Source organism: Psychrobacter sp. FME6, assembly GCF_014861365.1.
Classification (GTDB): Bacteria; Pseudomonadota; Gammaproteobacteria; order Pseudomonadales; family Moraxellaceae; genus Psychrobacter.
This window is the reverse complement of the sequence record NZ_RRYW01000001.1, coordinates 51,455-66,780: the sequence shown is the minus strand read 5'-3', so window position 1 is coordinate 66,780 and position 15,326 is coordinate 51,455. Positions and strand designations below refer to the sequence as shown.

Genomic DNA, 15,326 nt, shown 5'->3' with positions numbered 1-15,326 from the left:
TAAAGATTGGCTTTATTTTACGACAGCTGCGCTATAATTAGCGCAATTTAAACGATAGTCGGTTCAGAGTAAAAGTGAGACGATTGTAATAACCTGCTATCAACGATACTTGCCCTGATCTATTAGAAATCTCAAAATCAACGAAACATAATAAACGCTCATATTTGGTAATGCTAATGGTAGAACTTCTTAATTGGTTATTTGGACAATACGCCGACTACCCCACACTATTTATAGTGCTTGAATTGATGGCGGTTGTATTTGGGGTTACTAGTGTCATGCTCGCCAGCAGAACCAATATCTTGGTCTTTCCTGTCGGACTGGTAAGTACTGCTATATTTGTCTACTTGCTGTGGAAGTGGCAGCTGTTTGGTGATATGTTCATCAACGCTTATTACACGGTCATGAGCATCTATGGTTGGATCAACTGGACGCAGAATAAAGAGCGCACACAGTATCAAGATCATATAAACCCAACCAGCCAGCAGCATGATAGCGGCTCAGAAAATAATAATACTCAAAATACCATTGAAGTGGAACATTTAAGCAAAAAAGACCTGCCTATATTGGCATTACTGGCCACTACAACTGCGGCTTTTGTGGCGTTGATCTATTATTTTAGACCGGTGATTAATAATAACTTTAGCTTTGATGGTGCCGTATTAGGTCTGCATTTATTTACCTGGGTGGATTATACCGACATGCTGACTACAGCGCTGTTTTTGATGGCAATGTGGCTGATGGCGCGGCGCAAGATTGAACACTGGCTATTATGGATCATCGCCGATGCTATCTCCGTACCGCTATACTTTTATAAAGGTTTAACCTTTACCGCGCTACAATACGTCGTCTTCACTCTCATCGCAATTTGGGCATATTATGAATGGCAACGACGCTACCGTATGCAACCTAAAGCAGCATACGCCTAAATCCGTCATTAACGTCGCTATACTGGGGGCAGAGAGTACGGGTAAGACCACCTTGTGCCGCGATTTAGCAGCGCACTTTGGGTCTCCTTGGGTGCCAGAATATATGCGTACGTACTTGCAAGCGAAATGGGATAAACAGCAACTTACTTGTACCTGGGATGATTTATTACCTATCGCCCAAGGTCAGATTGAGTTAGAGAATAAGCTCGCCGAACAAGCCGCCCAAACACCAGATAACGCCCACTATTTATTCTGTGATACCAGCCTGTTTGAGCTGATGATTTATGCCAATTGGTATTATGGCGATTGTCCTGAAGCGCTTACCAAAGCAGCATTGGCGCACCATTATGATTTGATACTATTGACCGAGGTGGATATCCCGTGGGTCGCTGATGATTTGCGTGATAGCCCACATCAGCGTGAAGAGATAAGTGCTTATTTTGCCAGTCAGCTACACACCCACCAAAAGCCTTTTCGATATATTGCCGGTGATAGAGATGAACGAGTTCGACAGGTAGTAAAGTGGCTAGAGTTAAGAGCTTTGGAGTAAACGTTTTTAATTAAATAACCATACTTAGGCTATTATTGATAATTAAGCACAAAAACTCTATGAATGATTGTAGGATTTATTTTGAAAGTCATCTTGTACACGACGACAGCTTTAATAGCGTTTGCCGCCAACTCATTGCTTTGTAGGATGGCATTAGCAGAAGGCTATATTGATGCTTGGAACTTCACAGCGATTCGATTATTAAGTGGTGCAGCATGCCTCGGACTTATCATGGCGATGCAGGCGCACTATTTAAAAAAGACCGCTTTAAAACAAAACGGCAGTATTGCTGACACTATTTTAAACGATAAAGGCAGTTGGCTTAGTAGCATAAGCTTAGTGATTTATGCGCTGTGTCTTTCAGTGGCTTACCTAGAGCTTGATACTGGAACTGGCGCACTTATTTTATTTTCAGCGGTGCAGCTGACGATGATTGGCTGGGGGATTTATAATAAAGAGCATTTAAATACTCTGCAATGGACAGCTCTATTGATAGCTTTCGCAGGTTTTATCTACTTGATGTTGCCATCAGCTACCACACCCTCTTTATTTGGCGCGTTAATGATGGCAATAAGCGGTGCTGCTTGGGGTGTTTATAGCATCCGTGGTAAAGCGTGCATATCGCCATTACGAGCTACAGGCTTTAACTTTATAAAAAGCCTAACCGTTATCCCTATACTGTTATTATTAGGCATGAATGAGCTCAACAGCATCAGGATTGAAGGGCTATTACTAGCTTCCGCTTCAGGAGCCTTAACTTCTGGACTCGGTTACAGTATTTGGTATATGGCACTACCCTTATTAAAAAGCACCCAAGCGGCAGTCGTCCAGCTATGCGTACCTGTGTTAGCGGCTGTCTTAGGTATGGTGTTTTTATCTGAGCCATTGACACTACCGTTCGTTATCGCAAGCGTGGTGATTTTAGGGGCGGTATTGGTGTTTATTTTAAATAAAGAAATGCCAAAACCCTTAACGTCATAGACAATATACGGCTGATCAAACTTCAGCGTTTGATATATAGTCAGTGAAAAGTAAAATCGATACATCACGTACTGCTGGTATAGTTTTTCCTTGCTTGCTGTGCCTACGCAGACAGAGGCTGCAAAAAAACTATACCCGCAGTATCGTAGCGTTTGTAAAGTATTTTAACTATATATGTAGAACTGAAACACCCTAGTCAATACAAAATCCTGAACATCTATTTAAAAAAATGATTTATCAAAGGTTTCTTTTAGACTTTTAGGCTCTTGGCGTTTGACGTCATTGAGTTTATGGCGTGTCTCTGAGGCTATCTGATAAGCTTTTAATCGCGATTGCTGTAGATTGCCAATCGGACGGTTTTCTTCTAAACAACGAAATGGCGTAAAAGATAGGTTTTCCATAACCTCAAAATTGCCATCATCAGGTACATCTTGACAAGGAATCGTGAGCGTTGCCACTGTCACAAAAGGCGTATCAGACGCTTTCCATTCAGTAGTGAGCTCTTCAATCGGCTGCTTTTTAAGGTTACGACAAAGCTGGATCTGCACCTCAAACTGATAATCGTGCTCACGTATCTCATCGATAATCAGCGGACCAATCGCTTCTTCTTTGGCAGCGATATCTACTTCGCGACGGGTGATCTTTTTAGCCGATGCCGTTGTCGGTGTCACTCTTATTTTAGCCATATAGTCGCCATGACGTACCACGCCTTGCGAATGGAAATCATAAAGCAAAGTATTTTTTGGCTCAATTGTCGTAAACCCGCCCAATGCTTTAAAGGTTTTTAATGACTCTTTGCTTGGCAGAGTTGAGCCATAGTTGGTCAACCAGTTAAACGCTAATTTTGCTTTGCCGACTGCGCCTTGTTTAGCATATTTAGGTATCTCTAAAAATAGCTTAGAGATATAAGCGTAGTCTTCGATTCTATTGCAAAAGAATACCGGATGATTGATTAAGTTAAAGTCAAAATTAGGGCTATCCTCTTCACCAGGCGCTAATTTCTCACCGGGTACGTCGAACACCTTAATGGCTAGACCTTGTGCTAAGCCAAGTTCTCGATCGGCTGACACGCGAGAGGCGCCATTGGAGAAGCGAATAACCGCATCATGAATACCTGATGTGGCATAAAAACCTTGGGCATACTCGGCAGGAATATTGTCCAAAATCTCAAATTTCGCTTTCAGTGCGCAATAACCTTTGGCATGGGCATCGCGGGTATGATAGTCGATGCCACTAGCTTCATCACTTTTAGCAATATAGTTTTTAATATCGTCAGTAATGGTACGAATATTACGCTCATCCTGCTCTGATAACTGAATATACTTATTATCGTATGGCACATATTTAGGTTTAAATAGTTTCTTTAACATGGTTTTTTCGCCCTTTTTTATAAGTAGATATGCATTTTTTATTATTTATTTTTTTAGGATAATTCACTAATCCATTTCAACGCCGACAAACTTGGGATAAATAAATATTCACCACCGTACAAGGTATTAAAGGTTTCGATACCATGATAGCGCTGACGAATTGGCTCGGCAGGAACGGTAAAAGTATCGGCAGCCGCGTCTTTATCGCCATGATGGACGCCAAGCATAGGGTCTTTTTCTTCGCCTAAACTCATAAAGTTACCATCATTGATCCATTGAGATTGCAAAAATTCAACCGTTTCCATAGCATGGGCATTGATACCAATAAAGAACAAGCCACGCTCTTTGCCATCCTCTTCGGTGACATCAGCTGGTAACACCTCACCGAAGCCCACACTACGTCTGACAATTCGGTGGATACGCACATCAGATAAAATAAAGTCCTTGCTGTCTCGTGGGTTCATACGTCTAGTATGCGCACCAAACGGGCATTTTTTGCCATATGGGTCGTCTTTATAGCCAAAATCATTATTCCGGTTTGGGTCATCGCCCAGCGCCTCATCATCATAATCAGGCGACAATACTAAAGGTGCACCTGAACGCCAACGCCCCCACATTTTCGCGCCCAGTAACTCAGCTGCTTCATCACTTGCGCTGTTGTCTTTTAAAAATTTATTAAAAGCGGCAACATGACTGTTATAAGCCCTTAATACCATAAACGAGCCGTTTTTACCCAAAACTTCAGGCTGCGGCATAGGCGGTATCGTACCCGCTTCACCTTTATAGCCCAGTACAAACTCGCCCGCTGCAATGGCGTCATCCGTGTTGCTTGGTGGTGTCTGAATACCGCTGCCTTTGATTTCTGGATTACTAATACCATCACGATAACCAAAGACATTTTTGACATTATTATCAGAGCCAAAATCATGCTCCATTAGGATTTCAATGTCACCACTGGCAGGATCGTCTTTATTGATATGTGACTTAATATTGTCTTTTAGCTCGCTAAGCTTTACTTGCCATTTGTCTTTGCTATCTGCGATGATGGCTGCGCAAACATGAACATCGCCTTGTTCACCAAACGGTGCTGCCCAATTTTGTGGTGCGTTCACGCCATTATCACGCAGTTTATCAGCCCGTCCTGCCATACCTGCTTTAAAAGAGTCTGGAAAGCTATCTAACGAGGATTGCGGTACATCCAACGCCTCTAGACCGGCATAAGTCATGACCACAGATAGCGTGGCTTCCATATCTTTATGCCATTCTTTACTACCAGTGACATCAGCCAAAACTTGCGCGAGCATTTGTCGCCCAACTTTAGCATTATTAATTTTAAGCGCAACGACCGTCCCAAAATAAGGCGTCGGACGATCTCGTAAAATAATGGATTGGATGTCTTCTAATTCCATGCTCACTAAATTAGGATTGAACACCCCGCGCGCTTTATGAGTCAATGTTTCAATACCATCACCGACTTCTTTTTTGATATCTTGTAACCAAGATTCAAACTTACTGTCCTCGATACGATTGCCAAACTCATCTTTTAAGTCATGCAGTTTATCCCCCAAACTATTGTTAGATTTATTTTCTTGCTGAGGGTTATTTTGGTGGTCATTGCTTTGAGTGCTGTCGTTTTTCTTATCATTATTAGAAGTATTTGTACTCATTATTCAACCTATTTTTATAGTTATATTGATTTATGCCGCCCTTATTCTCTATATAGCTGATACTGAATAAAATAGATACACGATACTATGCTGCGTGACTGGTACAAATTTTTCTTGCTTGCTGTGCCTACGCCGACAGAGGCTACAAAAAATTTATTCCAGCCCCGCTGTATCTCTTTTATATTGAACTAACTATCTCACCCAGCCCATTTTAAAAGGGTGATATAGATAGCAGCTTATCTATAGCTGCTTATTAATAACAGCATACTGGTTCACAGCTGACGTTAAGACTGTGCTTCGTCTAAGGCTTTATTGATACCTTTGACAATACGATCTTGGCGGCGGATATCTTGAATGGTTAGATGTGGTACACCGACATACCAACCGGCTGCTGTAATTTGATGGTCTAAAATAAATTGCTTAACACTGGGGTCTTTAATACCAGGCCAGCCTTTGACACTACCAAACAAGATATCCATTAGCTCAGGAATTTTGGTCGCAAAGTCGTCGATATAAGGGTCCCAATCGCCATCATAAGCGGTACAAAACAACACTCTAGTGTCATCATCTAAAAATACAAAGCGTAAGTCGTGTAGCGTACCAACTCGCGTTGCCCCTTCTAAATTACCACCAGCGATTTCCAAAACTTTTCTTAAACGCTCAGCACCGCCCTCTTTCAGAGGTGCAATAACCGTCAGCTCTGAAACTTTACCCGATTTAAGCCCTTTTTCACCGGCAGTGCTTGTCGAATGATCATAGCCATCATCGCCGCCTTCTTTTAAATTGGCGACCAACAGCTCAGCCCGTAGCTTAAAATCATCAATAGACTCAGTAATTTTATCTTTTAGGTCTTCAGAGTTATCGATGATATGCTTTCTTTTATTTTTAGCACTATTACTCATAGTTTCTGCCCTTATAGTTAATTATCGTTTTTATAATATTGAGAATTTAGTATTGTTAATTATTTTTCATAACTAAAAAAACAAGCCTTTCATACGCCCATAGACTTATTTCCAACTACCATAGCAAAAATAAATATTGAATCAAAACAGAGCAATTTAACTCAACAAAACAGAACACCTGATTAACGCAAACCCTTTTCTCTTCACATTAAGTCGACAAAGTTTCAAAACATTTCTTTTAAATACTTTTTATCAGATCCTAGCTGTCTTTCTTAGCAATAAACTGAACCACCGCACTCAAGCCTTGATGGCGCTTACCTTCTGAAATCATACGCTGTTTTTCAGTACCGGTTATTTCTTCTAACGCTGCCAGTTCACTACGTAAAACTGTTAACGAACCAAAACGCTCTCTTTGCGTCTCTGGTGGTCCACCGACAGCATCCATAGTTAATTGCTGTTCGGTGTAAGCTTCAAGGATAAATACCCCATTTGGTTTTAATGCCGGTACAATTTGGGCATGAACGTGTCGACGGACAGCGTCGGGTAAATGCGCCCAAATAGAGACGATACTATCCCACTGCTCTTCTCCAAAATTATAGTCGGCTAAGTCGGCAACCTGCGTGGTAACCTGCACGCCTCTATCTTGCGCCAGCTTTAACGCTTTATTTAAGCCCACTTCAGACATATCCATGGCGGTGACTTGATAGCCTTGCTCCGCTAAAAACACCGCATTCCTGCCTTCGCCTTCAGCCAAACATAAAACCTTGCCACCTGCTGCTATTTTCTGAAAATTTTCTTTTAGAAAATCATTGGGTTCTGTGCCAAAGATGTACTCCGCTTCGTTATAGCGTTCGTTCCACATTTTATTTTCCTTTTTTAGTTCTTAATTATTTATTACTACTTAGGCTATTTATTATTAGCTGATAAATGCTTATGTATAAAGCTAACACCCAGTGAGTGATTAGTAAAATGAAGATAATTATAGAAAACAGTTGACTTAGTCTATATATTCATAATATAACATATATAGTATATTCACTATAATGAAAGTATTAGAGGCGTGTTTTGGCTGCCACCACAATAATGCCTTGGGAGGAAGTAATATGATTCATTTAAGCTACACTCTTAAATGCTGGGCGTTAGGCATGGCTTTCTTCTCAGCGTTTTACTTTACAATACTAATGAGTGACCCTAGCTTTGGTAAGTACGTTTATATGTTGGGGCTAAGTACTTTATTGTTTCCTATTGCTAAGCGTTCAATCGATGTGATGACCGATTTTTTTGCCCCAAACCTTCTTTTATTTAACGGATTGGTGCCATCGTTAATAATTAACATTATCATTTGGATGCTCACACCATTCATTGTCGCACTGACAGTGATTGCCTTCATACTTTATAACATGGGAGTAATGACAGAAAACATCCGTCACTAAATATTAACGACAGTCTGTCCGATACGGTATCAGGCTCGTCTGACTTAATTATGCGTCATATAATAAATTTTCATTATTAATCCTAATATAAAACACTTACGCTATAATGCTATCTACAATGATTAAAGTTTTTACTAAAGGAAGTTTATTGAATGACCACTACTACGCGCCAAGAACATGATTTACTCGGCTATCGTGACGTACCCGCCGATGCTTACTATGGTATCCAAACCTTACGTGCTTTTGAAAACTTCACCGTCAGTGGTGTACGCTTACATCAATTTTCTACTTTTATTCGCGCACTTGCGACCGTCAAAAAAGCAGCTGCCATTGCCAATAATAAAGTAGGCGTGTTAAACGAAACAACCAAAGACGCTATTGTGGCTGCTTGCGATGATTTGATCGCTAATAAATACCATGATGAGTTTATTGTTGATATGTTTCAGGGCGGCGCTGGTACTTCAACTAACATGAACGCCAACGAAGTGATCGCCAATCGTGCATTAGAAATTTTAGGTCACAAAAAAGGTGAATATCAGTACGTACACCCAAATAACGATGTTAACCTTTCACAGTCCACCAACGACGCTTACCCCACTGCGATGAATGTCGCCTTAGATGATTATTGCGTTCGCTTGCTTGCCAAAATGGATGTTTTGTACAATAGCTTTAAAAATAAAAGTGTTGAGCTGGCTGACAAGCTAAAAATGGGCCGCACCCATTTGCAAGATGCCGTGCCTATGACAGCGGGTCAAGAGTTTAATGCTTTTGCAACGATGATAAAAAAAGAAATGGAGCGAATCGAAGCGACTCGTGCGCTATTTCATGAAATCAATATGGGTGGTACAGCGATTGGCACAGGTCTGAATGCGCCAGCTGGCTATTCAGAAGAGGTTGCCAAGACCTTATCTGAGCTGACTGGTAGACCTTACTATATCGCTGAAGACTTGATTGAAGCCACCCAAGACACCAGCGCTTATGTGGCTTTGTCTGGTAACTTACGCCTACTCGCTGCGCGCTTATCTAAAATTGCGCATGATTTACGTTTACAGTCTTCTGGTCCTCGTGCTGGTTTGGCGCAATATCGTTTGCCTGAAATGCAGCCTGGCAGCTCAATTATGCCTGGCAAAGTAAATCCAGTCATCCCAGAAGTGGTGAATCAAGCCTGTTTTCAAGTCATGGGTATCGATAATACCATCGTCATGGCGTCTGAAAATGGTCAGCTACAACTCAACGTTTTTGAGCCAGTGATTGCCTTTAACTTATTTACTGGTATGAGTATGCTGGCTAATATTTGCGAGATATTTGCCACACGCTGTATCGATGGCCTCATCATGAATAACGAGGCTTGTAACGTCGAAGTATTCAACAATATCGGTCTTGTGACTGCCCTTAACCCACATCTGGGTTATGACTCTTCTTCTTATGTTGCTAGAAAAGCACAAGAAACCGGCGGCAGTGTTTATGACATCGTTTTAGAAGAAAAGCTGATGGACAAAGCGACGTTGGATGATATCCTCTCTCCTGCTAATATGGTTTATCCAAAGGTTAAAGCCTTACTGTAATTTGTCTGCAACTCAATAAAAAGGCTGGATTAGCGATTGCTAATCCAGCCTTTTTTGTGCAGTAAAAACCATTATGACAGTTCGGTTTTTTTAAGCTGAGTCCAACCCGTCGTCTCTAAAGCCTTCAATCCTGCTTTAGCAATTTGAACATCCTCACTACCATGAGCGCCGCCTACACCAATACCGCCAACCACAACACCATCTATAGAAATAGGTATACCACCATCCATTATTAGTATGTTTTCATCTAAGTATCTTATATCTTCAGGAATCGTGCCGTCTTTAACCCCTTTACCAATCACTGCTGTTTCTCTTTTTTGTGAGTTAGCAGTGTAAGCTTTTTTATAACTAGAGCGGATAGTATGTACCCCTGCTCGATGGTCCCTTAAAAAAGCCAGCGTCTGTCCTGAGCGATCAACAACCGTAATCGACACCATTAACCGATAATTTTGTGCGGCCAAAAAAGCAGCATTTGCTATCTTCTGTGCCATCTCACCCGTTAGTAACGAGACTTTTTCTACATAATTTTCATGAACTTTGTGATTGCATATGCCATCCATAGCTATATTTTCCATTTTCAATCCTTGATTTAGTTTTATGAATAATTCATTACCTTTGCATAATTTTGAGGAGCAAATCTCATAGTGACGATCAGCATGCTCACCAGTGTGATAAGTAACATCAGCCAAACTGACTGAAAACTACCCGACCACTGACGCAAAAATCCGGCAAAGTACGGAATAATTGCGGTAATAATAAAGCCAATACCTTGTACAAATGCTGTCAATGCGCCAGCCAACTTAGGATCTGATAAGTGATCAAGCGCCACGGTCAATGTCAGTGAAAAACAAGCACCAAGTCCACAACCAATCATAGCGACCCAAAGAATAAGTAGTGATGCTGGCATCAGCATTAACCCTATAAAACCGATAACCTGAATGCCTATAGCAAAAAATAACCACGGGCGGCGATCTAAGCGATTCGATGATAGTACCGCCTATTAGCGCGCTGGCAATCAAAGCCCAACTGGTATCTAGCCATAGACGCCACAAGCTTGCTGAGGCAATGGCAAATAATCTACTAGATATCCATGCGCTCTCGCTGAGTCGTCGACCAATCCAAGGCAGCAATAGAGGAAACATACCCGTACATAACATAGGTAACACAATAAGCGCAGAATTTAGTATTATTTATGCCTTACATCCACCCCATAGAAGGACGTGGCTTTACGGCACTTTTTGATAAATAAAGAGATGTCCATGGTTGATAAAAGCATTGAAGAAAAGCCAATGCCTAGCGACTTCTTCAATATTTATCATTTTAGGAAAGGCTGCTAGGTATAAGCTACCAGCCAATATCATGATAGTGTATAAAATAACTAGATGAGCTGCTTAATCAAATGTCAGCTTTTAATCGTGATAACTAAAAGCTGAACAACTAAAGACAGGGTAATCAAGAATTAAGCTATTAAAAGCAAAACGGCGATAAGAACTGAAAAAAGAGATAAATTTATAGCCAATAGCACTTACTGTGTCGGTTTTAAAGTGAATCAACTCTATGTACAGACGATGATTAGAACACCACGCCTCATCAAGTCGTCTTATCCCACATTTTACTAAGACGTTTGGGTGATACGGCCATACGGGTTTTCATCGGTTGGGCGAACAGTTGAATGCGATATTCTTCTACCATCCAGCGATAGTCGCTAATGGCTTTATCATTGGCGCGTCCAGCTAGGCGCTCCATATGTAAGTCAAGGGCATAGACGCCATCAAGATCAGCTTCGATATTGTGCTCGAGGCGTTCTATACGAACTTCCAACGCCTCTAGGTAGCGCGGATACTGTTGCCAATGACTGTAATCCATACGGTAGACAAAATCAGCCAAATGTAAATCTTCTAATTGATCTTCGATATCTTCAATAGACTCGCCGAATATCTCACGATCGAGCATCAGCAAACTCTGGCGGATACGTTGCCAACGAGTATAAACGTTTTTGAGCGTTTTTATGACTGTTTGACCGATTAACAAGAAGTTAGTTAATACCACATCAAGCGTTTGATTGTATTCTTCAGGAGTAAATGGCAGCTCTTCACTGAGTCCAATCGCAATGTTATCGGCGCTTTCAGGTAAGTCTGTAGTATGGTCGAATAACACATAGTGTTCTTCTAGTGCTGCATCTAACGTTGCATCTATAATGATGGTTTTGAGCTTTTCCATATCGCCAAGCGGGGCAAACGCCAATTTAAATATTTTATCCACCTGACTGGTTAGCTGCTTTTTCTTCGCGCCAAGCTTACCTTTCATTAAAGTCAGCACCCCATTACGGTGCGCCTGCAATGCAGCATTGACATCAGTGTATTGATGGATAGATACTGCCTCGCCTGCCTCATCAGCGACCAAAGCGGCAAACTGCTTCATTACTACGCCTGCACTATGATGGTTCTTACTAAAAGCAAAATGCTCAGGGAATTCTGTATGAGCGCCTTGTTGTTCATTCACGGCTTGGCGAGTTTCAGAGGCATGGCGAATTTGTAGCGTTTGTAGGTCGCGTCCTTTTTCGATGATACGGTTTTTATCATCGACCACGCAGATTTGTGGCTGTAGATAGCGATCGATAGTAGACGGGTTAAAATTATCAGGTGTCACTGACATGATGCCACGGCGATTAAGTGCTTGGCAAAGCTGTTTTAGTAATCCTTGTTCACCAGCGGGCTGCAATTCATCAAACAAGCTATCGGCAGTGTCAGGAATCGGTACAATCTGACGGCGAATGTCTTTTGGTAAAGATTTTAGTAACTGTAATACTAGCTCAAAACGCCAGCCAGGTACACCCCATAATAGCTCAATTGCATCAAGCTGCGGCAAAGCAACAAGCGGTACACGAATAGTGACCCCATCATCATCGCTGGCAGGGTCAAAAACATAGCGTAACGGTAGCTTTAAGTCACCCAGTCTCCAAACTTCTGGAAAGTCGCCTGTAGTGGGTGCTTGGCTGTTGAGGACGTCTTCATCGGTAAAGAATAAATACTTAGTATCGGTTTTTTCAACCTCGGCACGCCAATCTTCAAACGTTTTACGGCTGGCAATATGCTCAGGGATTTTTTTATCATAAAACTGATACAGTGATTCTTCATCGACCAATAAATCACGCCGACGTAACTTATCTTCAATACGTTCAATGTCGGCAACCTTATCCATATTATGCTGTAAAAAAGGCGCTTGGCGACCCAGATTACCGGTCACTAGACCATCACGAATAAAGATTTCTCGTGACTCTATTAAGTTAACTTGCTCATAGTTGGCCAACTGCTTACTGATAATAATCAGACCAAATAAGCTGATTTGGGCGTAGGCTTTAACCCGCCCCGTCTTTTTCGACCAATGTGGTTCAAAATAGTGATATTTTAATAAGTTACCCGCGGCAGAAATAATCCATTCAGGTTCAATCTTGGCAACGGTACGCATAAAGACTTGTGATGTTTCGACCATCTCAAATGCCATCACCCACGGCGGTATCTGCTTAAATACGGTGCTGGCTGGGAATATCTTGGTTTTTTGCTGACGAGCCGCTAAGTACTCACCGCGATTTTCGGTTTTATGGGCAATAATAGACAATAAACCGGTTAGCAAGGCACGGTGTAAATTGGCGTATTTAACCGCTTTAAGCGCTTCATCTTCAATCGCTGTCGGGTCGCTGGTGGTATTTTTTGTTGAGCTATTTTTAGCAGCACTTTTTGAATCACTAGCATCCGTTAGATTAAGCTCAGTGACCATTTGTACCAGCTGACGATGCGTTTGATGCCACTCACGCACGCGCGGAAAACTGAGGTAGTTTTTCTTAGCAAACTGTCTACGCTGATTGCCCGACAGCTTATTGCCGTTTTCATCTTTTTCAAACAGCGCCTTCCACAGACTTAAATAGAATAAAAAGTCAGAATCATCTTGGCGAAATTCAGCATGCTTTTGGTCAGCTTGCTGGCGCTTATTAGCGGGACGTTCGCGCGGGTCTTGTACCGCAAGCGCGGCAACAACGATTAGCATTTCGCGAATACAGTCGAAATCAGAACCAGCGACCAGCATGCGCGCTAGCCTTGGGTCGATTGGCATACGCGCCATCTTTTGACCGGTTGCTGTCAGTCGTAGATGATCCAAACCTTTTGCAGGTTTTGACTTGGTAGACGTGGTTGCGTTTTTGGACGTAATCGCGCCTAGCTCATCAAGTAATTTATGACCATCCGTGACCAAGCGGCTATCAGGTGGCTCGATAAACGCAAAATCATCGACACTGCCTAAGCGCAGGTTTGCCATCTGCAAAATGACTGACGCTAAATTAGTACGCAGAATTTCCGGCTCGGTGAATTCTGGACGACCGCTAAAGTCTTCCTCACTATAGAGTCGAATACAAACACCGGGCGCCACGCGACCACAACGACCCTTACGCTGATTGGCGGCGGCTTGTGAGATGGCTTCAATTGGTAAACGCTGGACACGTGAACGATAAGAATAACGCGAAATCCGCGCAAAACCCAAATCAATCACATAGCGAATACCAGGTACGGTCAGCGCAGTCTCAGCTACGTTGGTGGCGATAACGATACGCCGACCTCGACCCGAGGGTTGAAAAATACGCTGCTGTTCTTCATAAGTTTGACGTGCAAATAATGGCAATACTTCGGTATGCTTGGGCCCGTGACGCACAAGTATTTCTTGCGTCTCACGAATCTCCGCTTCAGTGGCAGCAAATATCAAGATATCGGCTTGGTCGGCATGACCTTTGTTTTGCGCATCACTAAAACACTCATCTACCGCAGCAACCACCGCACGCGGTAAATTATCTTCAAAGTCATCATAGCTATCATCATCAGAGCTGGTCACCGGCTCATCAGTCAACGGACGATAACGCACTTCTACAGGAAAGCTGCGCCCTTCGACATTAAAGATAGGTGCAGGAACTTGCCGTTTTAGCTTATTATCATAACGACTAAAGTATTCGCTAAAACGCTTGGTATCAAGCGTTGCCGAGGTAATAATCACTTTTAAATCAGGACGCTTGGGCAGGAGCTTCTTGAGATAACCCATAATAAAGTCGATGTTTAAACTACGCTCATGCGCTTCATCGATGATAATAGTGTCGTATTTACTGAGAAACCTGTCATGACCCAATTCAGCCAGTAAAATACCATCGGTCATCAACTTAACGACAGACTGCGCTGTGCCCTGCTCATTAAAGCGAATCTTGAAACTAACGGTATTGCCTAACTGCTCACCCAACTCTTCCGCAATTCGATTCGATACACTTCTTGCCGCCAGTCTTCGCGGCTGCGTATGCCCTATTTGCCCAGTAATACCGCGACCTGCCAGCATCGCAAGCTTTGGCAACTGCGTGGTTTTACCAGAGCCTGTCTCACCCGCTACGATAATGATTTGGTTGTCGGTAATCGCTTGGATTAAATCCTCAGCACGTTGACTAACCGGCAAATCAAGGTTTAATTTGGCTGGTAAATCATTCGGAATACTATCTATACGTGCCTGTACCGCTTGCTGTGAACGGGTTTTTATTTTGTCATATTGCGCCCGTTTTTTAGTCAGCACATCGTCTGCTTTATTATTATCGCCGTTATCAGTCTTAGCATTCGGTTTTTTATTTTTTGCCACAGCAGCACGAGCCAATTCACGCTCCAGACGGCTTAAATAATAACTATCTTTGGCAAGAACGGGTAAATCAGTAGCGACCTTAGTTTGCGTTTGCGCTTGCGCTTTATCATTGTTTGCCATGATATTTGAGTCATCGTTATTTGGGGTTGCTACTTTACTTATTTCATCGGAGCTTAGTTCATTAGTTTTGTTTTCAGTAGGCATTTCTGAGGCATTCTTAGAAGTATTGGGCATATTTACTTAGGCTATTTATTATTTGGAAGTGACTAGA

12 protein-coding genes are annotated in these 15,326 nt (G+C 42.2%); 5 read left to right on the top strand and 7 right to left on the bottom strand.

What is annotated here, in order from left to right; translation table 11 throughout:
• The first annotated feature begins 176 nt into the window (after window positions 1-176).
• The 3 genes from pnuC to EI162_RS00245 all read left to right on the top strand — a co-directional run bounded on the left by pnuC (window position 177) and on the right by EI162_RS00245 (window position 2,460).
• A complete protein-coding gene (pnuC, locus tag EI162_RS00255; RefSeq protein WP_192522423.1) occupies window positions 177-929 on the top strand; it encodes a nicotinamide riboside transporter PnuC in 753 nt (250 codons plus the stop codon).
• Window positions 880-1,479, top strand: coding sequence for an AAA family ATPase (locus EI162_RS00250; protein ID WP_192522422.1), 600 nt, complete (start codon window positions 880-882; stop codon window positions 1,477-1,479). Before pnuC ends, EI162_RS00250 begins: the two co-directional genes overlap by 50 nt.
• 81 nt (window positions 1,480-1,560) lie before the next feature.
• Complete coding sequence (locus EI162_RS00245; RefSeq protein WP_192522421.1) at window positions 1,561-2,460, top strand: DMT family transporter; 900 nt, start codon at window positions 1,561-1,563, stop codon at window positions 2,458-2,460.
• 221 nt (window positions 2,461-2,681) lie between these two features.
• On the opposite strand, the gene EI162_RS00240 is transcribed toward EI162_RS00245, so the two are convergent.
• The 4 genes from EI162_RS00240 to EI162_RS00225 form a co-directional block, all read right to left on the bottom strand.
• Window positions 2,682-3,830: a catalase family protein gene (locus EI162_RS00240; RefSeq protein ID WP_192522420.1), complete on the bottom strand. Its 1,149-nt coding sequence runs from the start codon at window positions 3,828-3,830 to the stop codon at window positions 2,682-2,684.
• 53 nt (window positions 3,831-3,883) lie between these two features.
• A complete protein-coding gene (locus EI162_RS00235) occupies window positions 3,884-5,497 on the bottom strand; it encodes a Dyp-type peroxidase (protein WP_225735145.1) in 1,614 nt (537 codons plus the stop codon).
• A gap of 284 nt (window positions 5,498-5,781) precedes the next feature.
• Window positions 5,782-6,399, bottom strand: coding sequence for a hypothetical protein (locus EI162_RS00230; protein ID WP_225735144.1), 618 nt, complete (start codon window positions 6,397-6,399; stop codon window positions 5,782-5,784).
• 259 nt (window positions 6,400-6,658) lie between these two features.
• The gene (locus EI162_RS00225; protein ID WP_192522419.1) at window positions 6,659-7,261 is read right to left on the bottom strand and encodes a class I SAM-dependent methyltransferase; all 603 of its coding nucleotides are present in this window, start codon (window positions 7,259-7,261) and stop codon (window positions 6,659-6,661) included.
• Window positions 7,262-7,502: 241 nt separating this feature from the next.
• Here EI162_RS00225 and EI162_RS00220 point away from each other — a divergent pair, with 241 nt between their 5' ends.
• Together EI162_RS00220 and aspA are read left to right on the top strand one after the other, a co-directional pair.
• A complete protein-coding gene (locus tag EI162_RS00220) occupies window positions 7,503-7,832 on the top strand; it encodes a hypothetical protein (protein ID WP_192522418.1) in 330 nt (109 codons plus the stop codon).
• 152 nt (window positions 7,833-7,984) lie between these two features.
• A complete protein-coding gene (gene aspA / locus EI162_RS00215) occupies window positions 7,985-9,397 on the top strand; it encodes an aspartate ammonia-lyase (RefSeq protein WP_192522417.1) in 1,413 nt (470 codons plus the stop codon).
• A 71-nt stretch (window positions 9,398-9,468) separates the two neighbouring features.
• On the opposite strand, the gene EI162_RS00210 is transcribed toward aspA, so the two are convergent.
• From EI162_RS00210 to hrpA, 3 genes are all read right to left on the bottom strand, one after another.
• Window positions 9,469-9,972, bottom strand: coding sequence for a GlcG/HbpS family heme-binding protein (locus tag EI162_RS00210; protein ID WP_192522416.1), 504 nt, complete (start codon window positions 9,970-9,972; stop codon window positions 9,469-9,471).
• Window positions 9,973-9,992: 20 nt separating this feature from the next.
• Window positions 9,993-10,304: a hypothetical protein gene (locus EI162_RS00205; protein ID WP_192522415.1), complete on the bottom strand. Its 312-nt coding sequence runs from the start codon at window positions 10,302-10,304 to the stop codon at window positions 9,993-9,995.
• Window positions 10,305-10,987: 683 nt separating this feature from the next.
• On the bottom strand, window positions 10,988-15,175 hold the full coding sequence (gene hrpA, locus EI162_RS00200; protein WP_192522452.1) for an ATP-dependent RNA helicase HrpA: 4,188 nt from the start codon (window positions 15,173-15,175) through the stop codon (window positions 10,988-10,990).
• Window positions 15,176-15,326: the final 151 nt, after the last annotated feature.